The 24313-nt window shown below is 61.2% G+C and carries 20 protein-coding genes; 6 read left to right on the top strand and 14 right to left on the bottom strand.

Features of this window, described 5'->3' with window-relative positions; all coding sequences use genetic code 11:
• The first annotated feature begins 58 nt into the window (after positions 1 to 58).
• The 3 genes from creB to creD all read left to right on the top strand — a co-directional run bounded on the left by creB (position 59) and on the right by creD (position 3622).
• Positions 59 to 739 (top strand): two-component system response regulator CreB, encoded by a 681-nt coding sequence (gene creB, locus PPUTUW4_RS25405; RefSeq protein WP_015097117.1) that lies wholly within the window; start codon positions 59 to 61, stop codon positions 737 to 739.
• The gene (creC, locus tag PPUTUW4_RS25400; RefSeq protein WP_015097116.1) at positions 739 to 2157 is read left to right on the top strand and encodes a two-component system sensor histidine kinase CreC; all 1419 of its coding nucleotides are present in this window, start codon (positions 739 to 741) and stop codon (positions 2155 to 2157) included. Before creB ends, creC begins: the two co-directional genes overlap by 1 nt.
• Before the next feature lie 94 nt (positions 2158 to 2251).
• The gene (gene creD, locus PPUTUW4_RS25395; protein WP_015097115.1) at positions 2252 to 3622 is read left to right on the top strand and encodes a cell envelope integrity protein CreD; all 1371 of its coding nucleotides are present in this window, start codon (positions 2252 to 2254) and stop codon (positions 3620 to 3622) included.
• 210 nt (positions 3623 to 3832) lie between these two features.
• Here the strand turns inward: creD and PPUTUW4_RS25390 are convergent, their stop codons facing one another.
• The 8 genes from PPUTUW4_RS25390 to PPUTUW4_RS25355 all read right to left on the bottom strand — a co-directional run bounded on the left by PPUTUW4_RS25390 (position 3833) and on the right by PPUTUW4_RS25355 (position 12915).
• A complete protein-coding gene (locus tag PPUTUW4_RS25390) occupies positions 3833 to 4462 on the bottom strand; it encodes a glutathione S-transferase family protein (protein ID WP_086780461.1) in 630 nt (209 codons plus the stop codon).
• A gap of 179 nt (positions 4463 to 4641) precedes the next feature.
• On the bottom strand, positions 4642 to 4821 hold the full coding sequence (locus tag PPUTUW4_RS25385) for a hypothetical protein (protein WP_015097113.1): 180 nt from the start codon (positions 4819 to 4821) through the stop codon (positions 4642 to 4644).
• Positions 4818 to 5948, bottom strand: coding sequence for a PepSY-associated TM helix domain-containing protein (locus tag PPUTUW4_RS25380; RefSeq protein WP_015097112.1), 1131 nt, complete (start codon positions 5946 to 5948; stop codon positions 4818 to 4820). Before PPUTUW4_RS25380 ends, PPUTUW4_RS25385 begins: the two co-directional genes overlap by 4 nt.
• Before the next feature lie 72 nt (positions 5949 to 6020).
• Positions 6021 to 8456: a TonB-dependent siderophore receptor gene (locus tag PPUTUW4_RS25375; protein WP_015097111.1), complete on the bottom strand. Its 2436-nt coding sequence runs from the start codon at positions 8454 to 8456 to the stop codon at positions 6021 to 6023.
• Positions 8457 to 8586: 130 nt separating this feature from the next.
• A complete protein-coding gene (locus tag PPUTUW4_RS25370) occupies positions 8587 to 9561 on the bottom strand; it encodes a FecR family protein (RefSeq protein WP_015097110.1) in 975 nt (324 codons plus the stop codon).
• Positions 9558 to 10076 (bottom strand): RNA polymerase sigma factor, encoded by a 519-nt coding sequence (locus PPUTUW4_RS25365; RefSeq protein WP_015097109.1) that lies wholly within the window; start codon positions 10074 to 10076, stop codon positions 9558 to 9560. Before PPUTUW4_RS25365 ends, PPUTUW4_RS25370 begins: the two co-directional genes overlap by 4 nt.
• 194 nt (positions 10077 to 10270) lie before the next feature.
• Positions 10271 to 10978 (bottom strand): 3'-5' exonuclease, encoded by a 708-nt coding sequence (locus PPUTUW4_RS25360; RefSeq protein WP_015097108.1) that lies wholly within the window; start codon positions 10976 to 10978, stop codon positions 10271 to 10273.
• Positions 10975 to 12915 carry a putative nucleotidyltransferase substrate binding domain-containing protein gene (locus PPUTUW4_RS25355; RefSeq protein WP_015097107.1) on the bottom strand — a complete coding sequence of 647 codons (1941 nt, stop codon included), beginning with the start codon at positions 12913 to 12915 and terminating at the stop codon, positions 10975 to 10977. The genes PPUTUW4_RS25360 and PPUTUW4_RS25355 overlap by 4 nt, the downstream gene beginning before the upstream one ends.
• A 253-nt stretch (positions 12916 to 13168) precedes the next feature.
• Here PPUTUW4_RS25355 and PPUTUW4_RS25350 point away from each other — a divergent pair, with 253 nt between their 5' ends.
• Complete coding sequence (locus PPUTUW4_RS25350; protein ID WP_015097106.1) at positions 13169 to 13615, top strand: response regulator; 447 nt, start codon at positions 13169 to 13171, stop codon at positions 13613 to 13615.
• A gap of 188 nt (positions 13616 to 13803) precedes the next feature.
• On the opposite strand, the gene PPUTUW4_RS25345 is transcribed toward PPUTUW4_RS25350, so the two are convergent.
• The gene (locus tag PPUTUW4_RS25345; RefSeq protein ID WP_015097105.1) at positions 13804 to 15981 is read right to left on the bottom strand and encodes a malate synthase G; all 2178 of its coding nucleotides are present in this window, start codon (positions 15979 to 15981) and stop codon (positions 13804 to 13806) included.
• Positions 15982 to 16548: 567 nt separating this feature from the next.
• On the opposite strand from PPUTUW4_RS25345, the gene PPUTUW4_RS25340 reads away from it, so the two are divergent.
• Positions 16549 to 17067, top strand: a complete 519-nt coding sequence (locus PPUTUW4_RS25340) for a glycine cleavage system protein R (RefSeq protein WP_008048231.1) — start codon at positions 16549 to 16551, stop codon at positions 17065 to 17067.
• 215 nt (positions 17068 to 17282) lie between these two features.
• Here the strand turns inward: PPUTUW4_RS25340 and rarD are convergent, their stop codons facing one another.
• The 5 genes from rarD to PPUTUW4_RS25315 form a co-directional block, all read right to left on the bottom strand.
• Positions 17283 to 18170 carry an EamA family transporter RarD gene (gene rarD / locus PPUTUW4_RS25335; RefSeq protein ID WP_015097104.1) on the bottom strand — a complete coding sequence of 296 codons (888 nt, stop codon included), beginning with the start codon at positions 18168 to 18170 and terminating at the stop codon, positions 17283 to 17285.
• Positions 18171 to 18375: 205 nt separating this feature from the next.
• Positions 18376 to 19350: a serine/threonine protein kinase gene (locus PPUTUW4_RS25330; protein ID WP_015097103.1), complete on the bottom strand. Its 975-nt coding sequence runs from the start codon at positions 19348 to 19350 to the stop codon at positions 18376 to 18378.
• Between the two features lie 180 nt (positions 19351 to 19530).
• Positions 19531 to 21432 carry a PhoX family phosphatase gene (locus tag PPUTUW4_RS25325; protein ID WP_015097102.1) on the bottom strand — a complete coding sequence of 634 codons (1902 nt, stop codon included), beginning with the start codon at positions 21430 to 21432 and terminating at the stop codon, positions 19531 to 19533.
• A 65-nt stretch (positions 21433 to 21497) separates the two neighbouring features.
• A complete protein-coding gene (locus PPUTUW4_RS25320) occupies positions 21498 to 22262 on the bottom strand; it encodes a TOBE domain-containing protein (RefSeq protein ID WP_015097101.1) in 765 nt (254 codons plus the stop codon).
• 63 nt (positions 22263 to 22325) lie between these two features.
• Positions 22326 to 23066 carry a ComF family protein gene (locus tag PPUTUW4_RS25315; RefSeq protein WP_015097100.1) on the bottom strand — a complete coding sequence of 247 codons (741 nt, stop codon included), beginning with the start codon at positions 23064 to 23066 and terminating at the stop codon, positions 22326 to 22328.
• 93 nt (positions 23067 to 23159) lie between these two features.
• Between PPUTUW4_RS25315 and bioB the strand changes: the two genes are divergently transcribed.
• Entirely contained in the window at positions 23160 to 24215 is a 1056-nt protein-coding gene (gene bioB / locus PPUTUW4_RS25310) for a biotin synthase BioB (RefSeq protein WP_008054312.1), read from the top strand.
• Positions 24216 to 24313: the final 98 nt, after the last annotated feature.

Here is a 24313-nt window from a genome sequence, read left to right as displayed (position 1 = left end):
TGACGGGGTGTGAGGCTTGGGGCACCGTTCGCCCATATCCCTGCCGGGCTCGGACGCCATGCCTCATATCCTGATTGTCGAAGACGAAGCGGCCATTGCCGACACCCTGATTTTCGCCCTGCAAGGCGAGGGCTTCACCACCACATGGTTGAGCCTCGGCGCGGCGGCGCTGGAGCATCAGCGTCAGACCCCGGCGGATCTGATCATTCTCGATATCGGCCTGCCGGACATCAGTGGCTTCGAAACCTGCAAGCAACTGCGGCGCTTCAGCGAAGTGCCGGTGATGTTCCTCAGTGCCCGGGATGGCGAGATCGATCGCGTCGTGGGCCTGGAAATCGGCGCCGACGATTACGTGGTCAAGCCGTTCAGTCCTCGGGAAGTGGCGGCGCGGGTCCGGGCGATTCTCAAGCGCATGGCGCCCCGCACGGTGAGCGAAGCGTCGACGACGCTGTTTCGCATCGATAGCGACCGTGTGCAAATCAGTTATCGCGGTCAACTGCTGACCCTTACCCGCCATGAATTCCGCCTGCTGCAATGCCTGCTGGAACAGCCCGAGCGCGTCTTCAGTCGCGAACAGTTGCTCGATGCCCTGGGCGTGGCCGCCGACGCCGGTTACGAGCGCAGCATCGACAGCCACATCAAGAGCGTGCGCGCCAAGTTGCGACGGGTGAAGGCTGACGCCGAACCGATCCAGACCCACCGCGGCCTCGGCTACAGTTACAGTCCGGGACAAAGCTGATGCCGCTGGGAATCCGGTTTTTCCTGGTCTACGCACTGTTCATCGGCCTGACGGGCTACTTTGTGCTCAACACGGTCATGCAAGAGATCCGCCCGGGCGTTCGCCAGTCCACCGAAGAAACCCTGGTCGATACCGCCAACCTGATGGCCGAGATCCTGCGTGACGACTTCAAGGCCGGCACTCTCAATCAGAACCGCTGGCCGCAACTGCTCAAGGCTTATGGTGAGCGCCAGCCGGCGGCGAAAATCTGGGGCTTGCCGAAGAATCAGGTCAACCATCGCATCTACGTCACCGACGCCAAGGGCATCGTCGTGCTGGATTCCAGCGGGGTGGCGGTGGGGCAGGATTACTCGCGCTGGAACGACGTCTACCTGACCCTGCGCGGCGAGTACGGTGCTCGCTCCACCCGCAGTGACCCGAACGATCAGGGGTCTTCGGTGATGCACGTCGGCGCGCCGATTCGCGACAACGGCCAGATCATCGGCGTAGTCACAGTGGCCAAGCCAAACAGCTCGTTGCAGCCTTATGTGGATCGCACGGAACGCCGGTTGCTGGCGTATGGCGTCGGGCTGATCGGCCTCGGTTTGCTGTTCGGCGCGTTGTTGTCCTGGTGGTTGAGCCGCGCCCTGCGCAGATTGACGGCGTACGCTCAAGGCGTCAGTGCAGGCCGGCGGGTTGAAGTGCCGCATTATCGCGGTGGTGAGCTGGAACAATTGGCCACGGCGGTGGAGCAGATGCGCACGCAGCTTGAAGGCAAGGCCTACGTCGAGCGTTACGTGCACACACTGACCCACGAGTTGAAGAGTCCGCTGGCAGCCATTCGTGGCGCGGCGGAACTGTTGCAGGGCGAAATGCCGCCGATCCAGCGACAGCGTTTCGTCGGCAACATCGACAGCGAAAGTGCGCGCATGCAGCAGTTGATCGAGCGCTTGCTGAATCTGGCGCAAGTCGAGCAGCGTCAGGGGCTGGAGGAGCGCGTCGACGTGCCGCTGGGTACTTTGGTGAGGGAGTTGCTGAGTGCTCAGGCGGCGCGAATCGAAAGCCGTCAGTTGCAGGTGGAACAAAGCATTGCAGCGGATCTGATGCTCAATGGAGAGCCGTTTTTACTGCGGCAGGCACTGGGCAACCTGTTGGAAAATGCGCTGGATTTCACCCCGGCCAGAGGCGTGCTGCGCCTCGGTGCCCGGCGAATTGGTGATCAGGTCGAATTCAAATTGTTCAATCAGGCCGAGGCCATTCCGGACTATGCGTTGCCAAGGCTGAGCGAGCGTTTCTACTCGCTGCCGAGACCGGACAGCGGGCGCAAAAGCACCGGGCTAGGGCTGAACTTCGTCGAGGAAGTGGTCAAGCTGCACGGCGGCACCCTGAATATCAGGAATGTCGACGGCGGTGTGGAAGTGATCGTGCACCTGCCTTAGGGCCGGCTCAGTCTCCACACAGTCTCCACATTCCCTCCATTCATTCCTCACACAGCCACGCCAGACTTTCCCCATCCAAAACAGGGAGAGTCCCATGAACCGTAGCCTGACCCTAAAACTCGGGGCGATTGCCCTGTTGATTCTGTTGTTGCTGATCCCGCTGCTGATGATCAACGGCGTGATCCGCGACCGTCAGCAACTGCGCGACGGCGTGCTCGACGACATTGCCCGCAGTTCCAGTTTCAGCCAGCAGGTGAGCGGTCCGTTGCTGGTGGTGCCGTATCGCAAGGTGGTGCGCACCTGGAAGACCCGTGAAAAAACCAACGAGCGTTATCAAGACATCAGCGAAGAGCGCGGTCGTCTGTATTTTCTGCCGGAACGCTTCGAACTCGACGGCCAGGTGCAGACCGAGTTGCGCTCCCGGGGGATTTACCAGGCGCGGCTGTTTCATGCTGACAATCGCATCAGTGGGCTTTTTTCGCTGCCGGCGCGGCTCGGAATCAAGGAAGACTTTGCCGATTACCGGTTCGACCCGCCGTTTCTCGCTGTTGGCATCAGCGACATCCGTGGTATCGAAAATGCCTTGAAACTCGAGCTCGACGGCCAGAGCCTGGACTTCATTCCCGGTAGCCAGGTCGGCTGGCTGGGTGAGGGCGTGCACGTGACACTGCCGGCGCTGAATACCGAACAGGCTGCGGAGCTGGCTTTCGGTTTTAACCTGCGCCTGCAAGGCACGGGCGTGTTGCAGGTATTGCCAGTGGGTAAAACCAGCACAGTCTCGCTGAGCGCCGACTGGCCTCACCCAAGCTTCATCGGCAACTATCTGCCGGCCCAGCGTAACGTCACCGATCAGGGGTTCACCGCCAACTGGCAGGCGTCGTTTTTCTCCACCAATTTGCAGGAGGCTTTGAGCAGCTGTGTCACCGGCGGTGACTGTGCAGCCTTCAGCGGCCGCAGCTTCGGTGTGAGCTTTATCGACCCGGTGGACCAGTACCTGAAAAGCGACCGGGCGATCAAATACGCACTGCTGTTCATCGTCCTGACGTTCGCCGGCTTCTTCCTCTTCGAAGTGTTGAAAAGCCTGGCTGTGCACCCGGTGCAATACGCGCTGGTGGGGGTGGCCCTGGCGTTCTTCTATCTGCTGTTGCTGTCGCTGTCCGAGCACATCGGTTTTGGGCTGGCCTATCTGTTGTCGGCGGCTGGCTGCGTGTCCTTGATCGGTTTTTATGTGTGCCATGTGCTGCGCAGCGTCGTGAACGGGTTGAGCTTCTCCGCGGGACTGGCGGCGTTGTACGGCCTGCTTTACGGCGTGCTGAGCGCCGAGGATTACGCGCTGTTGATGGGCTCGTTGCTGCTGTTCGGCTTGTTGGGCGTGTTCATGGTGCTGACCCGCAAGCTGGACTGGTATGGGGTTGGGCAGAAAGCGGTGAAACCGTTGGACTTCGATATTGGAGCGGTGCAATGAACCGGTCGGTGGGGTTGCGCGAGGATCAGCACTGGAGCGAGGTGTTAGTGACGCGGATTTTGCAGTGGTTGCCTGATGAACCGCGTTGGTATTTTCGCGAGCAGGCTCGCTCCCACAAGGGTTCTCCAGTGAATACAAAATTTGTACGCACCGACGACCTACTGTGGGAGCGAGCCTGCTCGCGAAGCGGCCAGTACAGCCGGCGAAGTTCTAAGCCTTCGGCATCGTCGCAACCATCGAAGGCCGCTGGCTCACCTCGAAGTACCACGCCGCCAGCTGCGGATTGGCTTCGCGCCAATCCAGATCCGGATGGCGCAGGTCCAGGTAACCCAGTGCACAGGCCACGCTGATCGCGGCCACGTCGAAGTGGCTGGTCAGCTCGGCAATCGCGTCTTTTTCCAGCAGGGCCAGGGCGCGGCGGATCTTGTCGCGCTGGCCGTCGAGCCATTCGTCCCAGTGTTTCTCCGGGGCACGCAGGGCGAGTTCGTAGCGCACCAGCACGGCCGCGTCCATGATTCCGTCGGCAAGGGAAGCGAGGGTCAGGCGCCGCCAGCGGGCCGAGCCTTCGCGGGGGATCAGCGGGTTGCCGACGTGCTGCTGATCGAGGTAGTCGAGGATGACCCGGCTGTCATGGATGACATTGCCATCGGCCAGGCGCAGGGCCGGGATTTTGCTCAGGGGGTTGTCGTCGATCAGGGCCGTGTCCGGGGTTACCGGGGTGAGGACGCTGGTCTGCAGCGCCACGCGGTCCTGTTGTCCGGTTTCGTACAGCAGCACCATGACTTTGCGAACGAAGGGAGAGAGCGGGTTGTGGTACAGGGTCATGCTCGGGGCGGACATGGCAGCGTCTCGATCGGTGGCAGAGTCGGGCAGCATAGCGTGTTGGGGCGATAGCTCAAGATGGCAAATACCCTTGTAGGAGCGAGCTTGCTCGCGATGGACTTGAGAACGCCGCTGGGTGTCAGGTTCCCCGCGTTATCGTTAATGTCCATCGCGAGCAAGCTCGCTCCTACAGGGGGTCAGCGGCGTTGCAGGAGGCCGCGCAGGGCCAGCACAGCCGGGATGCCCAGCCCCACCCAGCTCAGCGAGTCCCATACACCATCTCCGAGCAACGCGGCAAACAGCCCTGCCGCGCTGAGCACCGCGATGACGATGGGAATGGCAAAGACCTTCCAGAAATTCGACTGCCGGGGCTTCATGCCACGTTCTCCGCTTTTTCCAGCACAGGCCTGGCAGCCTTGCGCCGCACCACCCACAGGTAGACCCCGCTGCCGAGCACAATGATGGTCAGCACATCCAGGGTCGCCCAGAGGATTTGCATCGGTATGCCGCCGTAGTCGCCGAAGTGCAGCGGTTGCGACATGCCCATGGCATCCATGTACCAGGGTCGCTCGGCTACGGCAGTGACTTGCAGGGTGCTGGCGTCGATCAGCACCGGCGTCAGCAGGTGCGAGGTCAGGTGCGTGCTGCCTTTCATGAACACTGCGTAATGGTGCTCGCTGGAAAACCGCGTGCCGGGGAAGGCGATGAAGTCCGGCTGCATGCCCGGCGCGACGTCCTTGGCGATGTCGAGCAGACGGGTGGCCGGCGCCAGGTGCGTCAGCGGTGGCGCATCACGGTACGGCGCGACCATCGCGCTCAGGCTGTCGTTGCGCCAGGCGGCAATGATCAGGTCGGCGCAGGCACTGATCACGCCGGTCACGCCGACCACCAGGGCCCAGGTCAAGGTCACGACGCCGATCAGGTTATGCAGGTCGAGCCAGCGCAGGCGGGTGGATTTGTCCTGGCGCACGGTGGCGAACTTCAGGCGGCGCATGAATGGCAGGTACAAGACGGTGCCGGAGACGATCGCCACCACGAACAGAATGCCCATGAACGCCAACAGCAGCTTGCCCGGTAAGCCGGCAAACATGTCCACGTGCAGGCGCAGCATGACCATCATGAAACCACCGTTGGCCGACGGCATCTCCAGGGCCTCGCCGGTACGGGCGTCGAGCATGAAGGTGTGGGACGAATTGGGCTCGGTGCCGGCGGTAGGGGCCATGATCGCAATCGCGGCATTGGGTTCGTCGTCCTCGAAGCCGAAATACTGCATGACTTCGCCAGGGCGATGCTTTTCAGCCGCCGCTACCAGCTGCTGCAAATCAAGCAGCGGGGTGTCTGCCGGCATCTGCTTGAGCTCGGCCGCATCACCGAGGAGGTGGTCGATCTCGTGATGGAAGATCAACGGCAGGCCGGTCAGTGCCAGTAGCAACAGGAACACCGTGCAAACCAGGCTGGTCCAGGTATGAACAGCGGACCAGCGGCGAATTGTTTTACTTTTCATTTCATAGCCTTCAGAAAAACCAAAGCCGTCCACGAAGGACGGCCTGGTCATTGGGCGTATCAGCTCAATGTGTTACCACTTGTAGGTTGCACTGGCGACGACACTGCGCTGGTCGCCGTAGTAGCAGTAGAAGCTGTCGCAAGTCGAGATGTAGTCCTTGTCGAACAGGTTGGTTGCGTTAACGGCCAGCGAAGCGCCCTTGAGGCTGTTGTCCAGGCGACCGAGGTCGTAGTGTACCGCGGCGTCGAACACCGTATAGGCGTCGGCCTTGCCCAGCCAGGTGTTGGCCTCGTCGCCGTAAGTGTTGCCGGTGTAGCGCGCGCCGGCGCCGATGCCGAAACCGTCGAGCACGCCGTTGTGCCAGGTGTAGTCGCCCCATACCGATGCTTGCTGGTTAGGCATCAGTTGCAGGCGATTGCCCTTGAATGCGCCATCTTGCACTTCGGACTTGGCCAAGGTGTAGGCGGCGGTGACCTTCAGGTTTTCGGTCACGTCGGAAACGGCTTCCAGCTCCAGGCCTTTGACTCTCACTTCGCCGGTCTGGCTGGTGACCGTCACGTTGCCCACATTGTTGGTGACGGCAACGTTTTTCTGGGTCAGGTCATACACAGCGGCCGTCAGCAGTGTGTTGCTGCCCGGTGGCTGGTACTTGATACCCAGTTCCCACTGCTTGCCTTTGGTCGGCTTGAACGAATCGGTCGGCGAGGCGACGGCATTGCTGGCCGGCTGGAACGATTCGGCGTAGGACAAGTAAGGCACGAAGCCCGAGTCGAACACATAGCTGATCGCCGCGTTGCCGCTGAAGTTCTTGTCGCGCTGGGTGTTGGTGGCATCACCCTTGTTGAAGAATTTGGTGCCGGTATGGACCCAGTCTTCACGACCGCCGAGGGTCAGGCGCCATTGATCGAGGGCCATTTGATCCTGGACGTACAGACCGGTCTGGTAGGTCTTCTGGTCATAGTCATAAAACGCCGAGGAGCGTGGTGGACGGGTGATCGGCAAGCCATAGACCGGATCGTTGACGTTGATGGCCGGTGCGGTGCCAAAGATCGAGGTGTAGTTGGTGTTGCTGCGCTGGTGGTCCAGGCCGATCAACAGCGTGTGATTAATGTCGCCGGTGGCGAAGTCGGCCTGGAAGTTGTTGTCCACGGCGAACTGGCTGATGTCTTCGTCGACATTGGTCGTGCCGCGCCCGGTGTTGCCTTCATCGTCTACGACAAATCCGATGGAGGGAAAGTAGCTGTTGACGGTGACCGTCTGGAACGACAGGTCCGACTTGGTGTAGCGCAGGTTCTGGCGGAACTGCCATACATCGTTCAAGCGATGTTCAAAGGCATAACCCAGTGCGTAATAGGTGCGGTCGTAGAAATCGTAGTCCGGATCACCCAGGTTCTTGTGGTGCGAGATCTTGCCGAACGGCATGTCGATCTTGGTGCCCTGAATCGGATAGAACTGGCTGGTAACGCCGGTATCGTCACGGGTGAACTGCGTCAGCAGGGTGAAACGGGTGTCTTCGTCGATGTTCCAGGTCAGGCTTGGCGCAATGTTGTAGCGCTTGTCATCGATATGGTCGATCTGGGTGCCGCCGTCACGCACCACGCCGCTCACGCCATAGAGAAACCGGCCGTCGTCGTCGATCTTGCCGGTGCTGGCGAAGTTGATCTGGCGATGGTTGTCGCTGCCGTACTGCAGCTGGATTTCGCTGCTGGCTTCGGCGCTCGGGCGACGGCTGACCATGTCCAGCAGGCCGCCTGGCGGGGTCTGGCCGTACACGGACGAGGCCGGGCCGCGCAGCAAGGCCAGGCGGTCGAGGTTCCAGGTTTCCTGTTTCGGGTTGGCGTAGACGCCTTTTGGCAGGGGCAGGCCGTCGAGGAACTGAGTCGGCTCGAAACCACGCACGCGCAGCCAGTCAGCGCGGGTGTCGCTGCCGTAGCTGCTGGCGGTGATGCCCGGCAGGTAGCGCACGGCGGCGTCAAGGGTATGCGCGTTGCGGTCGTCCATCTGCTGGCGAGTGACGACCGAAATCGAGCGCGGTACCTCGACCAGCGCGGTATCGGTCTTGGTGCCGGCGGCGGTCCGTTTGGCCACGTAGCCTTGCACCGGACCCCAGGCGCTTTCAGCGTCTTCCACGCCAATCACGCTGGTTGCCGGCAGAGCCATCACGCCCTCGGGCACGGCCACCAGGCTGTAGGTGCCGGCACTGCTTTGCTCCAGTTGCAGCCCGGTGCCGCGCAGGGCCTCGCGCAGGGCGCCAGCGGCGTCGAACTGGCCGTTGACTGGTGCCGAGGTTTTGCCTGTCGCCAGGGATGGGTTCAACGACAAGGCCAGGCCCGCCTGGCTGGCGATCTGGTTCAGGGTGCTGGCCAGTGGTGCGGCTGGCAGGTTGTAGGCGCGAACGCTTGACGCCTGTTCAGCGGCGACCAGTTGGTTGCTCGCCAAAGGGGTGCAAAGGGCAACGGCGACCGCCAGCAAACTGGGGCGCAACAGGGTGTTCAGCGAACGGGACATACAGCGGCTCCTGAATGGAAACATTTCTCAATTGCCTGTGTGCCGAACGAGAATCAGAAAGTGATAGGGCTGGATGGAAATAATTTTTATTCAGTTATTCAATAAGCACTGAAGGGTTCTGTGTGCGGATTCAGGGCTTTGTTTCGGCTTTGGCGACTACCTTCACCCACCACTGCGTGTGCTGTTCAATCTGCACCGGCAGGGTCGGCAGCAGGGCATTGAGCGCCAGGTCAGTATCACGCAGCGGGAAGCTGCCAGTGATGCGCAGGTCGGCGACTTCCGGCGCGACGCCTGTGTAACCGGATCGATAACGGCCGATTTCATGCACCAGATCCTCCAGCCGCGTGTTGTCCACCACCAGCATGCCGCGGGTCCAGGCATCCGCGCCGAAATTGACGGCCAGAACCGGACCCAGGCCGTTATTGCGGATCAACACCTGCTGGCCTTCGCGCAGAATCCGTTCATCCGGGCTGGACTCGGGGTGAACCGCCACCGCCGACTGCAACACACTCAGGCGTGTGCCTTCTTCTTCACGCTTGACCAGAAACCGCGTACCCAGCGCGCGCATGCTGCCTTCACGGGTTTCGACGATGAACGGCCGGGGATCGCCATGACCGGTTTCAACCAGGATTTCGCCTTCCTGAAGCACGATGCGCCGCTGCTTCTCATCGAAGCGCACATCCAGGGCGCTGTGGGTGTTGAGATTGACCAGCGTGCCATCCGCCAGGCGCAGGGTGCGCTGCTCGCCAACAGCGGTGCGCTGGTCGGCCAGCCAGTAATCGATCGGCAGGTAACGTGGCCCGGCAAATAGCGCCAGGCCGATCACGGCCACCACGCTCGCCACGCCATTGCCGAGCTTGCGCACCCGTCGGCGGATGCCTTCGCGCGATTGCAGCAGGGCAGTGCGAGCCGGGCCACTGGCTGCGCTGAAGCGTTGGTCGAGCATGCCCAACTGGCGCCAGGCACGGGCGTGCTCTTCGTGGGCAGCGTGCCACTTGGCGAATTCTTCGCGCTCTACCGGGTTGGCGCCATCCATGGACAACTGCCAGGCAATCGCTGCGTCCAGCACGTTGGCCGATACCGGTTTGGAACCGAGCGGGTTCATGTCGGCTCACCATATAGCGCGATATAGCACTGGCGAATGCCCTGGGCCAGGTACTGGCGTACCCGCGGCACCGATACCCCCAGGCGCTCGGCGATTTCTGCGTGGCCAAGACCGTCGAGACGGTTGTAGAGGAACGCAGCCCGGGCCTTGGTGGAAAGCTTGCCGAGCAAACGGTCGATGTTTTTCAGGTCTTCGAGGATCATCTGCTGCTCTTGCGCCGACGGTTGTTCGGCTTCGGGAATCAGCATCAGTTCGGTGAGGTAAGCCTGCTCCAGCGCGGCGCGACGGAAATAATCGAACAGCAGGCCCTTGGCGATGGCCACCAGGAATGCCCGGGGTTCGCGTGGTTCCTTCAGTTCCTCGCGGCCCAGCAAACGCACGAACGTGTCCTGGCTCAGGTCTTCGGCCCGCTGTGGGCAGGCGACATTGCGTCGAAGCCAGGCCAATAGCCAACCGCGATGGTCGCGATACAACGCACCGACGAGTTCACTTTGAGGGCTTGGGACTGACGACACGCCGCATCACCGCTTGGGAAGTGTTAACTAACGAGAATTGTTCGCGATTGTGGCAGAGGCGGGGGTGGTCCGCAATCGGCGTTGGTCGGGAGACCGCGTCATCGTTCATCGCGGGCAAGCCCGCTCCCACAGGGGTTTCGGTACTCCTGTGGGAGCGGGCTTGCCCGCGATGAGGCCAGAGCAGGCGCCGAAGACTAGAAGGACGGCGCTTGTTGCCGACGCTTCCACTGACTCAAGCGCTGTTGCAAATTCAGCGGGCTATGAATCTGCTGCTGCCGTGCGCGGCTGAACAGGATCAGTGCCAGTTCAGCGGTGGCCAGGGCGTCGGCGCTGGCGTGGTGACGTTCGAAGACTTCGAGTTTGAACCAGTCGATCCAGTCGTCCAGCCCGGCCTCGCGAAAGTGCGCCTGGGGGCATAGCAGCGGTGCAATGTCCGCCACGTCCAGAAACGGATGCTGCAACTTGAAACCCAGATGATCTTTCAGCGCACGGCCGAGCATGTGCTGGTCAAACGGCGCGTGGAAGGCCAGTACCGGACTGTCACCGAGGTACTCCATCAGGTCGAGCAGCGCTTCTGCGGGATCGCTGCCCGCCGCAATGGCGCTGGGGCCAATGCCGTGGATAAGCACGCTGGGGCCGAGTTTTACTTGCGGATATTGCAAGGTGCGTTCGAACTGCTGGCGAAAGTCGATGGCCCCGTCCTCGATCACAACCGCGCCAATCGACAACACATGGTCTTTGTTCAGGTTCAGCCCGGTGGTTTCCAGATCGAGCACCACCCAGCGCTGTTCACGCAGGCTGCATTCGCCCAAGGCGGGAACGGCCGGCAAGCGTTCCAGGCGATGTTGCAGGTCGGCGGGCAGGGTGGGGCTCAGCGGGCGCAGCCAGGAAAACAGGCTCATAACTGATACCGCAAGGTCAGGCTGCTCTGCAGGCGTTGGGCCTGACGCAGGGACTCACGCAGGATGCGCCGGTCCAGGTGATTGAGGCTGTCGGGATCGACCCGGTTCGAGTAGGGAAAATTCTCCCGGGTCTGTAATTGATGTTGCTGCATGCGGGTTTGCTGAATGAAGTGATAGGCCTCTTCGTACGCGGCGCCGTCCAGGGGTTCGATGACCTCTTTGGCGACCAATTGGCGAAAACGCTCCAGCGTGTTATTGGCCTCGATGCCATGGGCCAGGGCCAGCAGTCGGGCGCCATCGACAAACGGTGCCAAGCCCTGGATCTTCAGGTCCAGGGTGGCTTTCTCGCCATTTTTGCGCGTCAGCACGAACTCGCGCAAACGCCCTACGGGAGGGCGATTGCGCAGCGCATTCTCGGCCATCATGCGCTGGAACAAACGGTTGTCACCGACCTGATCGAGAATGCCCCGACGCAACTGCTCGCAGCCTTGCTCGCTACCCCAGACCACGCGCAAATCGAAATAGATGCTCGAACCCAGCAGGTTCTCCGGGGTGGCCTCGCGGATGAACGCCGCAAAGCGCCGCGCCCATTCGGCCCGGGACAGGCACAGCTCGGGGTTGCCGGCCATGATATTGCCCTTGCACAAGGTGAAGCCGCACAGCGCCAGGCTCTGGTTGATCTGCTGGGCGATGGGCAACAACTTGCCGCGAATCTCGGTGGCATGGGCTGCATCCCTGGCTTCGAACAGAATGCCGTTGTCCTGATCGGTGTGCAGGGTCTGCTCGCGACGGCCTTCACTGCCGAAGCACAGCCAACTGAATGGCACGCCGGGATCGCCTTTTTCGGCGAGGGTCAGTTCGATCACCCGGCACACGGTGTGATCGTTGAGCAGGGTGATGATGTGGGTGATCTGCGTCGAAGACGCGCCATGGGCCAGCATGCGCTCGACCAGTTGGCCGATTTCGCCCCGCAGCGCCACCAGGTTTTCCACCTTCGGTGCGTTGCGGATGGTGCGCGCCAGGTGCACCAGGTCGACCCGTTGCAGGGAAAACAGATCGCGCTCGGAAACCACGCCGCACAAGCGTTGGTCCTTGACCAGGCAGACATGGGCGATGTGACGCTCGGTCATGGCAATCGCCGCGTCGAATGCACTGTGGTCCGGCGACAGGAAAAACGGCGCCCGGGTCATGTGCCCTTCGATGGCTTCGTTGAAATCACTGCTGCCGTTGGCCACGGTCTGACGGAGGTCGCGCAGGGTGAAAATCCCCAATGGAGCCTTGAGTTCATCGACCACCACGATGCTGCCGACCTGTTGTTCGTGCATCAACGTCACGGCTTCACGCAAAGGTGTCTGCGGGGCGCATGACACCGGGTGGCGCATGGCCAATTCACCCAGTCGGGTATTGAGCGAATATTGGGTGCCGAGGGTTTCCACGGCTTTTTGCTGCACTTGCTGGTTGACCTGATCCAGCAGGCTGCTGACGCAGCGCAGGGCGAAGTTGCGGAAGGTGTCCGATAGCGAAAACAGGCGGATGAATGCCGGCTTGTTCAGCTGCAGGCAAAAGGTGTCTTCGCCGGCGAGGTGCTCGGTACGGGTGGCCCGTTCACCCAGCAACGCCGCGAGGGGAAAACATTCGCCGGTGGCGATCTCGAAGACTGTTTCGATGCCACCTTTTGCCGTATCCGGACGCTCGCCCACGACCCGGCCTTGCTTGACGATATAGAAGTGCTCGACCGGGCCGTCGGCGGGTTTGATGATGCTCTCGCCGGGGGCGTAAAAGCGCAGCTGACATTGCTCGACCAGATACGCCAGGTGCGCGTGTTCCATCTGGTTGAAAGGCGGGAAGCGCTGAAGGAATTGCAACGTGCCCTGGATGTTCTGCAACACCGCGGTTTTCCCTGCCTGTGTGAAGGCGTCCGCTTTACTCATAACCATTACCGCAGTCTTTTTTGAATTGTTGTAGTCGGATGACCCGGACATGGTCGCCCCCTGTAGCCAGGGTGCCCATTGGACGTAAGTCTAGGTAGGCCATTAGCGCCCTGAAATGTCGGATGGATCCTACGCAAGTGTGCGAAAAACCTCTCGGCCCCCCTATTGGAAAATTATCTGCCGGAGTGCACATTGGTGGTCAGCTTAGCGATGTCTCATAACTGTGCTAGGGAATTGAATTGAACATGTAGAGAACGCCATGTCCGACCACGATATTTTGAGCGACGCCGAGCGCGAAGCGCTGAGTGCCGTCATGCTGGAGCCTGACCTGCCGCTGCAACGGGTGCTGATTGTCGATGACGATAAGGACGCCCGGGACCTGCTGTCAGGGATCCTGGCACTGGACGGTATTCGCTGTCTGAGCGCGGCCAGTGGCGAAGCGGCACTCAAAATGCTGGAGGAGAAACCTTCGATCGGACTGATGATTACCGACCTGCGCATGGGGCATGTCGACGGTCTGGAGCTGATCCGACAGGTGCGCGAGTCGGTACGGGCGGCGTTGCCGGTCATCATCGTCTCGGGCGATGCCGACATAAAAGATGCGATCGCCGCGATGCATTTGAGTGTGGTGGACTTTCTGCTCAAGCCGATTGATGCCGACAAGCTGCTGGAGTTGGTCAAGCATGAGCTTGGGATGGAGCCTTAGTCCAAGCCGGTAAACACTGCACAATCCCTGTGGGAGCGGGCTTGCTCGCGAATACGTAGTGTCAGTCGAGTATTTTTGGCAGATGCACCGCTTTCGCGAGCAAGCCCGCTCCCACAAAGAGCAACAAGCAAACAAAAAAGCCCTGATCTTTCGATCAGGGCTTTTTCATGTCCGGCGCAGACGCTCAGTTACAGGCCATTGGCGGCCTTGAACTCGCGACGACGACGGTGCAGGACCGGCTCGGTGTAGCCGTTCGGCTGTTTGGTACCTTCGACCACCAGTTCGACCGCCGCCTGGAAGGCGATGTTGCTGTCGAAGTTCGGGGCCAGCGGACGGTACAGCGCGTCGCCGGCGTTTTGCCGGTCAACCACCGGCGCCATGCGCTTGAGGCTTTCCATTACCTGCTCTTCGGTGACGATGCCATGGCGCAGCCAGTTGGCGATGTGCTGGCTGGAAATACGCAGCGTGGCACGGTCTTCCATCAGGCCGACGTCATTGATGTCCGGCACTTTTGAACAACCGACGCCCTGGTCGATCCAGCGCACCACGTAACCGAGAATGCCCTGGCTATTGTTGTCCAGTTCGTTCTTGATCTGTTCGGCGGTCCACTGCGGGTTCACCGCCAGCGGGATGGTCAGGATGTCGTCTACCGATGCATGGGCACGTTTGGCCAGTTCGGCCTGACGGGCGAACACGTCAACCTTGTGGTAGTGCAGTGCATGCAGTGCAGCGGCGGTCGGCGAAGGTACCCAGGCAGTGTTGGCACCGGCCAGCGGGTGAGCGATTTTCTGTTCGAGCATCGCTGCCATCAGGTCCGGCATCGCCCACATGCCTTTACCGATCTGCGCGCGACCTTGCAGGCCGGTGCTCAGACCGATATCGACGTTGGAGTTCTCGTAGGCGCCGATCCATTTTTCCGCCTTCATGTCCGCCTTGCGCACCATCGGGCCGGCTTCCATGGAGGTGTGGATTTCATCGCCCGTGCGGTCGAGGAAACCGGTGTTGATGAACACCACGCGCTCGCTCGCCGCCTTGATGCAGGCCTTGAGGTTGATCGTGGTACGACGCTCCTCGTCCATGATCCCGACTTTCAGGGTATTGCGTGGCAGGCCCAGCACGTCTTCGATGCGACCGAACAACTCATTGGTGAACGCGGCTTCTTCAGGGCCGTGCATCTTCGGCTTCACGATATAGACCGAGCCGGTGCGGCTGTTCTTGCGCGAGCTGTTGCCGTTGAGGTTGTGGATCGCCGACAGGCAGGTCACCAGGCCATCGAGAATGCCTTCCGGCACTTCATTGCCATCTTTGTCGAGGATCGCGTCGATGGTCATCAGGTGACCAACGTTACGCACGAACAGCAGCGAACGACCGTGCAGGCTCAGTTCGCTGCCATCGACCGCGGTGTAGGTGCGGTCGGCGTTCATGGTGCGGGTAAAGGTCTGACCGCCCTTGGCGACGTCTTCCGACAGATCGCCCTTCATCAGGCCGAGCCAGTTGCGGTAGATCACCACTTTGTCATCGGCGTCGACGGCGGCAACCGAGTCTTCGCAGTCCATGATGGTGGTCAGTGCGGCTTCCATCAGGATGTCTTTGACGCCAGCCGCGTCGGTCTGGCCGACCGGGGTGCTGGCGTCGACCTGGATTTCGAAATGCAGGCCGTTGTTTTTCAGCAGGATCGCGGTTGGTGCCGCGGCATCGCCCTGGAAGCCGATCAGTTGAGCGTCGTTGCGCAGGCCGGTGTTGCTGCCGCCTTTGAGGGCAACCACCAGTTTGCCATCGACGATCTTGTAGCCAGTGGAATCGACGTGGGAGCCGGCCGCCAATGGCGCCGCTTCGTCGAGGAAGGCACGGGCGAAGGCGATGACCTTGTCACCGCGCACCTTGTTGTAGCCTTTGCCTTTTTCCGCACCGTTGGCTTCGCTGATGGCGTCGGTGCCGTAGAGCGCGTCGTACAGCGAACCCCAGCGGGCGTTCGAGGCGTTGAGCGCGAAGCGGGCGTTCATCACCGGCACCACGAGCTGCGGGCCGGCCATGCGGGCGATTTCGTCATCGACGTTTTGCGTCGTTGCCTGGAAATCGGCCGCTTCTGGCAGCAGATAACCGATGTCTTGCAGGAAGGCTTTATAGGCCACGGCGTCGTGCGCCTGACCGGCGCGTTCCTGGTGCCAGGAATCAATACGAGCCTGGAAATCATCGCGTTTGGCGAGTAGGGCTTTGTTCTTCGGGGCCAGGTCATGGATGACCTTGTCGGCACCGGCCCAGAACTTATCGGCGGTGAGGCCGGTACCGGGAATGGCTTCGTTGTTCACGAAGTCGAACAGGACTTTGGCGACCTGCAGGCCACCGACTTGAACGTGTTCAGTCATTGCTTGCCTCACTCTGCTCAGCTATTTCGCTTTTCAGCTCTTCAAATTAACAATGAAGCCTTGGCCATTTAAACCACAAACCCCTCTGCCAGTACATGCCCATAACGGGCGGCTGGGTTGGGACCAATCAACGGCTTGAGGCCTTGCTGACAGGGCTTTCAGGGTTGCGAACGTGCCGGCGGCAGACATCGATCCAACGTTATGTAGTGCGCGCTGCGGCATACTACATGATGAATTGCGGTTGTGAAAATTAGACTAATCACGTCGTTCTGCGACCCCATGACGCATTGCGGTCACGGCGCGAAGCAGGATGTTCTCAAAAAACCAGTGGATTGTTCCAGTTAAATATCAAAAGTTGTACACGATTTGTTGGGTCAGTCAGATCGGCGGTGCACCCATTCGCGAGCAAGCCCGCTCCCACAAGGACAGCGCATGACCCTGTGGGAGCGGGCTTGCCCGCGAAGGGGGCAGTCGATACACCTTTGATTCCGGATCTGCCCAGGCACCTTCCAACCCTTGCCTATACTTGGTTCTCTGCAACAAAAATCATGACCAGAGGGCTGCGCCATGGACCACCTCGTACTCACCGTTTTCGCACCGGACAAGCCCGGGCAAGTCGAGCGCATTGCCCAGTGCATTGCCGAGCACGGCGGCAACTGGCTGGAAAGCCGCATGTCGCGCATGGCCGGACAATTCGCCGGCATTCTGCGGGTGGGGGTGCCGGCCGAGGCCTATGACGAACTGGTCGATGCCCTGCAAGGCTTGTCCACCCTGGGCATTCGCGTATTGATCGCCGAAAGCAGCATCGAACAATCCTGCACCTGGAAGCCAATCGCGATGGAACTGGTGGGCAATGATCGCCCGGGGATCGTGCGTGACATCACACGCTTGTTGAGCGAGCAGGGGGTGAGTCTGGAACGGTTGGTTACCGAAGTGCGCCCGGCACCGATGAGCAGCGAGCCGTTGTTCCATGCCGAAGCGATTCTTGCCGTTCCGCTGACGCTGTCGCTGGACGTACTGCAATCGCGCCTGGAAACCCTGGCCGACGATCTGATGGTTGAATTGGTGCTGCGCAGTGAGCCCTGATCAGGTTATCCAAGTAAAACGTGCACCGGCCTGTGGATAACCTGTAGAGACACCCCGCCAGGCCACGCCGACCGGGGTTCTTCAGGATCTGATCAAAAAACCAGCAGTTTCAGCCACTTGCGCACAATCGGCGGGGATCACGCTGTGGATAACCTTGGGAAGGAATGATGCAGGCCACGGGATTCGTGGCCTGTAGAGGTTTGTGTGTTTTTTGATCAGCTGCGACGACGCAAACTGAGCCACGCATCGACGCTGTAAACCGCGAGGCCGGCCCAGATGAACATGAACGCTACCAGGGTACTGGACGACAGGTGCTCGCCAAACAGCAGGACTGCTTGTAGCAGCACCAATGTCGGCGCCAGGTACTGGAGAAAACCCAGTGTCGTGTAGGGCAAATGCCGCGCAGCCGCGTTGAAGCAGACCAGCGGCACCAGCGTGACCGGCCCGGCTGCCACCAGCCACCAGGCTTCTGACGTGGTCCAGAACTCGGCCTGAGCGCTGTGGGCGGTCGGATTGAACAGCAACCAGGCAATGGCGATCGGCACCAGCATCCAGGTTTCCACCACCAGCCCCGGCAGTGCCTTGACCGGTGCCTGCTTGCGAATCAACCCGTAGAAACCGAAGGTCAGTGCCAGCACCAGCGACACCCACGGCAGGCTGCCGACCTGCCAGACCTGTTGCGCCACACCCACAGCCGCCAGACCGACGGCAATCCACTGCATGCGCCGCAGGCGTTCGCCAAGGATCAGCATGCCCAGCAACACGTTCACCAAGGGGTTGATGTAGTAACCGAGGCTGGCCTCCAGCATGCGGCCGTTGTTCACCGACCAGACGTAGGTCAGCCAGTTGGCCGCGATCAGCGCACCGCTCAGGGCCAGGATCACCAGGCGTCGCGGGTTCTCCCGCAGCTCGCGCCACCAGCCGGGATGCTTCCACACCATCAGCAGCAAGGCGCCGAACAGCGCCGACCACAACACCCGGTGGATGATGATTTCCACGGCGGGCACGCTGGCGATGGCTTTGAAGTAGAGGGGGAAAAGTCCCCAGATGATGTAGGCACTCAGACCCAGAATGTACCCGCGACGCGGGTTGGCGGCTTGCATGCAGAATCCTTGCTTAGGCAGCTAACAAAGAAGGGATTGTAAGGAGATTTGTCTGCGAATGTCCTGACTGAATAGGTAAGTCATTTGTGAACACAGAACCTGTGGGAGCGGGCTTGCTCGCGAAGGCAGCGTGTCAGTCGACATCAATGTTGAATGACACGCTGCCTTCGCGAGCAAGCCCGCTCCCACATGGGGTCTGTGTTTGTCAGAAGAGTTTCAGTGGCTCTTCATTGAGCGCGGCCAACTGCTCACGCAATGCCAGCACCTGATCCCCCCAATAACGCTCGGTGCCGAACCACGGAAAGCTGCGGGGGAACGCCGGATCGTCCCAGCGACGGGCGAGCCAGGCGCTGTAGTGCAACAGACGCAGGGCGCGCAAGGGTTCGATCAGCGCCAGTTCACGCGGGTCGAAGTCGTGGAATTCGTTGTAGCCGTCCATCAGTTCCGACAACTGGCTCAGGCAATCCTGGCGATCACCGGCAAGCATCATCCAGATGTCCTGTACCGCCGGACCCATGCGGCAGTCGTCGAGGTCGACGATATGGAACATCTCGTCGCGGCACATCATGTTGCCGGGGTGGCAGTCACCGTGCATGCGGATGTTTTGGTGCGGCGTGTTGCTGTAGGCATCTTCCACACGCTTGAGCAGATCGCGGGCCACCGATTCGTAGGCCGGCAGCAGACTGCGGGGGATGAAGTTGCCGTCGAGCAGCGTGGCCAGCGAGTCATGACCGAAGTTTTTCACCGCCAGCGCTTCACGGTGCTCGAACGGCCGGGTCGAGCCGACCGCGTGCAGGCGTCCGAGCAACTGGCCCAGGCGATACAGTTGATCGAGGTTGCCCGGCTCCGGTGCGCGACCGCCGCGGCGGGGGAACAGGGTAAAACGGAAACCGCTGTGTTCGTGCAGGGTTTCACCGTTGTGAATCAACGGCGCCACAACCGGCACCTCGCAGTCGGCGAGTTCGGCGGTGAACTGGTGTTCTTCCAGAATCGCTTCGTTGCTCCAGCGTTGCGGCCGGTAGAATTTGGCGATCAGCGGCTCGGCGTCTTCGATACCGACCTGATAGACGCGGTTCTCGTAGCTGTTGAGCGCCAGGATACGCGCGTCGCTGAGAAAGCCGATGCTTTCGACGGCATCGAGCACGAGGTCTGGCGTAAGGGTTTCAAACGGGTGGGCCATGCTGACTCCTGCGCGCAGCAGGCTGCTGCGTCCGGCCAGGCATGGTAGCGCAGACGGCGCGGTTTTAGTGGTTGGGCTTGAGAAGTGTGGTGTCCGGGCTGACGCCTTCGCGGGCAAGCCCGCTCCCACAAGGACTACATGAATCCCTGTGGGAGCGGGCTTGCCCGCGAAGAGGCCGGATCAGGCGCCGACGATCCCGCCATCTTCACGCGAGATGGCCATCACCGAAGACCGCGGCTTGCCATTGGGCAGATGCTCGGGGAAGGTCGAGCCACCGTTTTCACCCGGGTGCTGGATCCCGACAAATAGGGTTTTCTGGTCCGGCGAGAAGCTGATCCCGGTCACCTCGCAGCCCACCGGCCCGACCATGAAGCGGCGAATCTCGCCGCTCGCCGGATCAGCGCAGAGCATCTGGTTATTGCCCATGCCGGCAAAGTCACCGGTGTTGCTCACATCGCCGTCGGTCAGGATCCACAAGCGGCCGGCGTTGTCGAAGCCCAAACCGTCCGGGCTGTTGAACATGTTCTGCGGCGTGATGTTCGACGAGCCGGCCTTTGGCGTCCCGGCATGTGCGACCGGGTTGCCGGCCACCACAAACAGGTCCCAGGCAAAGGTGTGTGAGGCGTGATCGTCGCGCTCGGTGCGCCAGCGCAGGATCTGGCCGTAGACGTTCTTCTCCCGCGGGTTCGGTCCGCCCGCCGGTTGTCCGTCTTCGCCGCGCTTGGCGTTGTTGGTCAGCGTGCAGTAGACCTGGCCATCCTTGGGGCTGACCACGATCCATTCCGGGCGGTCCATGCGCGTGGCTTTCACCACACTGGCGGCGAGACGCGCGTGGATCAGCACTTCAGCCTGATCGGCAAAGCCGCTGCTGGCGTCGATACCGTTTTTGCCGTGGGTCAGTTCGATCCATTCACCCCGGCCCTTCGGGTGATCGGCGTTGCCGTCCCCTGCATCGAAACGCGCCACATACAGGGTGCCGTGATCGAGAATGTCGCGGTTGGCCTTGGGGTTCTTGTGGTCGATCTTGTCGCGGCTGACAAATTTGTAGATGAACTCGCCGCGCTCATCGTCGCCCATGTACACCACGGCATGGCCATCGCCGGTTTCGGTCAAGGCAGCGTTTTCGTGTTTGAAGCGGCCCAGGGCGGTGCGTTTGACCGGCGTCGACTGTGGATCGAACGGATCGATTTCCACCACCCAGCCGTGACGGTTGAGTTCGTTGGGGTTCTTGGCCAGGTCGAAACGCTCGTCGTGTTGGTGCCAGTTGATTTCTTTGCTGGTCACCACCGCGCCGTAGCGTTTTTGCGCCGGGTCGAACTTCTGCTCGGCGTTGCTGCTGCCGAAGCAGTCGGTGAAGTTCTCTTCACAGGTCAGATAGGTGCCCCACGGCGTCTTGCCGTTGGCACAGTTCTGGAAGGTGCCGAGGACGTTCTTGCCGTGGGGATCGGCGCTGGTCTTCAGCAGTGCGTGACCGGCGGCCGGACCGCTCAGGGTGATCGGCGCATTGCCGTGAATCCGGCGGTTGTAGCGCGAGCCCTGGACGAATTGCCATTGGCCGTTCTTGCGCTGCACTTCAATCACCGACACGCCTTCGCAGGCCAGCGCCTTGCGCACGTCCTCCGCCGATTGCGGCATGCCGCCGTGGGCGTAGAGGTAGCGGTAGTTGGTGTATTCGTTGTTGATCGCCATCAGCGCGCGGTCTTTTTCACCCGGAAATTCGAACAGGCTCATGCCATCGTTGTTGTCGCCGAACTGGGCTTCCTGATGCTCGGCGCTGCCGTTGCCGCTCGGGTCGAACGCCGGGCCGTCCTTGTGCAGGGGCTGGCCCCAGCTGATCAGCACCGAGGACTTGTAGCCCGGTGGCAGGGTGATGGCGTCGCTGGTGGCGGCGGCAATGCTGTCAAAGCCCAGCAACTGGCTGTTACCGGCGCTGACGCTGGCGGCCATCACGCTGCGGCTCAGCAGGTTGCCGCCGAGGAACATCGCTGCGCCGCACAGGGCACCTGCGCTGATGAAGCTGCGACGACTGAGGCCGACCATGGTTTCCAGGTCGGTGGATTGGGTTTCTTCTAATAGGCTCATTTCAGGCTCCCTGCGGTTTTGCAGACACCTTAATGATGAGTAATGAACCTTTTGTTGCAGTTTGCTTAAAGCGGCGTACCCAGTAGAACCCTGGAGGGCGAAAACTCCACGCGCACGGGTTTGCCGCAGGTCAGCCCCAATGCCTGCAGATGCGTTGGTTCGTCCAGTGCGCACAGGGTCAGGCCGTTAGGCAGGGTGATGCGCACTTCGCTGGGGCCATCGTCGGCGTCGAGAATCTTATCGATGGTGCCTTTCAGGCAATTGTTTCCCGGCGTTTCGGCTGAATCGATCTCCAGCACATCGAGCCAGCCGGCCTTGATCAAGGCCACAACTTCGGTGCCGATTTGCAGTTCCAGGCGCTCGGTGCTGTCGTGGGTGATTTGCGCATCGACGATCAAGCCTTCGGCGACTTCGAGACGAATCAGGTCGTTGCGTCCCTGGGGCTCGATCGCCATCACCTTGCCGTGTAACTGATTGCGCGCGCTGGTGCGCAGCATCAAGCGCCCGAGCAGGTCGAGGTCGCTGGCATCTTCAGCGGCTTCCAGCACCTGGGCCTGCAAGGCTTGCAGCTTCTGGTACAGCCGCAGCACCCGCTCGCCTTCTATGGAGAGGCGGGCACCGCCACCGCCCTTGCCGCCGACAACCCGCTCCACCAACGGCTTCTGCGCCAGGTTGTTCAGCTCATCAATGGCATCCCAGGCAGCCTTGTAGCTCAGCCCCGCACTTTTTGCCGCGCGGGTGATCGAGCCTTGTTCGGCGATGTGCTGCAGCAGGGCGATGCGCTGCGGACGGCGGACAATGTGCTGGGACAACAAGGTGGGCAAAGACATGGCAAGTCGCTTTGGGTGGTGGCGATGCAGAGGACGGTGGCGGCTTGGCACGCGCGAGTCAAGTCAGGGTGTCTCGCCGGGTTTGGGCGTGCGGGCCAGGCAATAGACGTCGACCCTCGCGGCACCGGCGTCCATCAATAGCCAGGCCAGGGCCTGGGCTGTGGCACCGGTGGTGAGGACGTCGTCGATCAGGGCCAGGTGCCGGCCTTTGACGGCTGCACCGGGTATCAGGGTGAAAGCGTTGCGCAAGTTCTTGCGGCGCGCTTGGGCATTCAAGGCCTGTTGGGCATCGGTGTCCTGGGTTCGCAGCAGCAACCGTTCGTCGCACGGAATGTCCAGTGCGTCACTCAACCAGTGGGCCAGCATCGCCGCCTGGTTGAACCCGCGCTGGCGCAAGCGCCGGGTGGCCAGCGGTACCGGAATCAGCGCATGGGGTCGCTGCAGATCGTCTTCGAAGCGATGTTGCAGGTATTGAGCGAGAAGTTCGGCGAGCAAGCGGCCAAACGGCCACTTTGCGTTGTGTTTGAAGCGGGTGATCAGGCTGTCAACCGGAAAGCTGTAGGTCCAGGGGGCGATCACTTGTTCGAAGGCCGGCGGCTGCTTCAGGCAATGGCTGCAGGTCAGGCCTGCGGCCGGGAGCGGCAGGGCGCAGGTTCGGCAGTGATCGCCCAGCCAGGGCAACTCGGTTTCGCAGGCCGTGCAGACAGGGGGGATGCCGTCGGCGGGTTCATCGCACAAAAGACACGGCTGTTTGTTTTTTGACCAGATGTAAACCTGTCCTTTGTACTGTGGTTGACAGCGCATCGCTCTTCCTTAAATATGCCGAAACATCTGTGAGGCGGCTGTGACATTCCATGATCCAGCCGCATGCCAAAGCATAATTCAAAGGAAACGCCCATGAGCGCCAGCACCACTGCAACCCTGCGTCATGACTGGACTTTGGCCGAAGTCAAAGCACTCTTCGTTCAGCCATTCAATGACCTGCTGTTCCAGGCGCAGACGGTGCACCGTGCGCATTTCGACGCCAACCGTGTTCAGGTGTCGACCCTGTTGTCGATCAAAACCGGCGCCTGCCCGGAAGATTGCAAATATTGTCCGCAGTCCGGTCACTACAACACCGGCCTGGAAAAAGAAAAACTGATGGAAGTGCAGAAGGTCCTCGAAGAGGCCGCTCGCGCCAAGGCCATCGGTTCGACCCGTTTCTGCATGGGCGCGGCGTGGAAGCACCCGTCGGCCAAGGACATGCCGTACGTACTGAAGATGGTTGAAGGCGTGAAAGCCCTGGGCCTGGAAACCTGCATGACCCTCGGCCGCCTGGATCAGGACCAGACCGAGGCGCTGGCCAAGGCCGGCCTCGACTACTACAACCACAACCTCGACACGTCGCCTGAGTTCTACGGCAGCATCATCACCACCCGCACCTACAGCGAGCGCCTGCAAACCCTGGCGTATGTGCGTGAGTCGGGGATGAAGATCTGCTCCGGCGGCATCCTCGGCATGGGCGAGTCGCTGGACGACCGCGCCAACCTGCTGATCCAGCTGGCCAACCTGCCGGAGCATCCGGAGTCGGTGCCGATCAACATGCTGGTGAAAGTCGCCGGTACGCCGCTGGAAAATGCCGACGACGTCGACCCGTTCGATTTCATCCGCATGCTCGCGGTCGCGCGCATCCTGATGCCGCAATCCCACGTGCGCCTGTCCGCCGGCCGCGAAGCCATGAACGAGCAGATGCAGGCTCTGGCGTTCTTCGCCGGTGCCAACTCGATTTTCTACGGCGAGAAACTGCTGACCACCGCCAACCCGCAGGCCGACAAGGACATGCAACTGTTCGGGCGCCTGGGGATCCTGCCGGAAGCCCGCGAAGAGCACGCCGATGAAGTGCATCAGGCGGCGATCGAGCAGGCGCTGGTGGAGCAGAAGAGCAGCGAGCAGTTCTATAACGCGGCGGTTTGAGCAACCACTGCGTCCACTGAATGAATGCAAAACCCCTGTGGGAGCGAGCTTGCTCGCGATAGCGTCAGGTCCGTCGACATCAATGTTGAATGTGAAGC

This window comes from Pseudomonas sp. UW4 (assembly GCF_000316175.1).
Lineage (GTDB): Bacteria > Pseudomonadota > Gammaproteobacteria > Pseudomonadales > Pseudomonadaceae > Aquipseudomonas > Aquipseudomonas laurylsulfatiphila.
Note: the sequence above shows the minus strand (reverse complement) of the source record. Positions and strands in the feature narration are given on the sequence as shown.

Coding starts and splice junctions, on each gene's coding strand:
- creB (WP_015097117.1), top strand. CDS start 59: ATGCCTCATATCCTGATTGTCGAAGACGAAGCGGCCATTGCCGACACC.
- PPUTUW4_RS25340 (WP_008048231.1), top strand. CDS start 16,549: ATGGACCACCTCGTACTCACCGTTTTCGCACCGGACAAGCCCGGGCAA.
- PPUTUW4_RS25360 (WP_015097108.1), bottom strand. CDS start 10,978: ATGAGCCTGTTTTCCTGGCTGCGCCCGCTGAGCCCCACCCTGCCCGCC.
- PPUTUW4_RS25350 (WP_015097106.1), top strand. CDS start 13,169: ATGTCCGACCACGATATTTTGAGCGACGCCGAGCGCGAAGCGCTGAGT.
- PPUTUW4_RS25380 (WP_015097112.1), bottom strand. CDS start 5,948: ATGAAAAGTAAAACAATTCGCCGCTGGTCCGCTGTTCATACCTGGACC.
- PPUTUW4_RS25390 (WP_086780461.1), bottom strand. CDS start 4,462: ATGTCCGCCCCGAGCATGACCCTGTACCACAACCCGCTCTCTCCCTTC.
- PPUTUW4_RS25375 (WP_015097111.1), bottom strand. CDS start 8,456: ATGTCCCGTTCGCTGAACACCCTGTTGCGCCCCAGTTTGCTGGCGGTC.
- PPUTUW4_RS25370 (WP_015097110.1), bottom strand. CDS start 9,561: ATGAACCCGCTCGGTTCCAAACCGGTATCGGCCAACGTGCTGGACGCA.
- PPUTUW4_RS25320 (WP_015097101.1), bottom strand. CDS start 22,262: ATGTCTTTGCCCACCTTGTTGTCCCAGCACATTGTCCGCCGTCCGCAG.
- rarD (WP_015097104.1), bottom strand. CDS start 18,170: ATGCAAGCCGCCAACCCGCGTCGCGGGTACATTCTGGGTCTGAGTGCC.
- PPUTUW4_RS25345 (WP_015097105.1), bottom strand. CDS start 15,981: ATGACTGAACACGTTCAAGTCGGTGGCCTGCAGGTCGCCAAAGTCCTG.
- creD (WP_015097115.1), top strand. CDS start 2,252: ATGAACCGTAGCCTGACCCTAAAACTCGGGGCGATTGCCCTGTTGATT.
- PPUTUW4_RS25355 (WP_015097107.1), bottom strand. CDS start 12,915: ATGGTTATGAGTAAAGCGGACGCCTTCACACAGGCAGGGAAAACCGCG.
- creC (WP_015097116.1), top strand. CDS start 739: ATGCCGCTGGGAATCCGGTTTTTCCTGGTCTACGCACTGTTCATCGGC.
- bioB (WP_008054312.1), top strand. CDS start 23,160: ATGAGCGCCAGCACCACTGCAACCCTGCGTCATGACTGGACTTTGGCC.
- PPUTUW4_RS25330 (WP_015097103.1), bottom strand. CDS start 19,350: ATGGCCCACCCGTTTGAAACCCTTACGCCAGACCTCGTGCTCGATGCC.
- PPUTUW4_RS25315 (WP_015097100.1), bottom strand. CDS start 23,066: ATGCGCTGTCAACCACAGTACAAAGGACAGGTTTACATCTGGTCAAAA.
- PPUTUW4_RS25325 (WP_015097102.1), bottom strand. CDS start 21,432: ATGAGCCTATTAGAAGAAACCCAATCCACCGACCTGGAAACCATGGTC.
- PPUTUW4_RS25385 (WP_015097113.1), bottom strand. CDS start 4,821: ATGAAGCCCCGGCAGTCGAATTTCTGGAAGGTCTTTGCCATTCCCATC.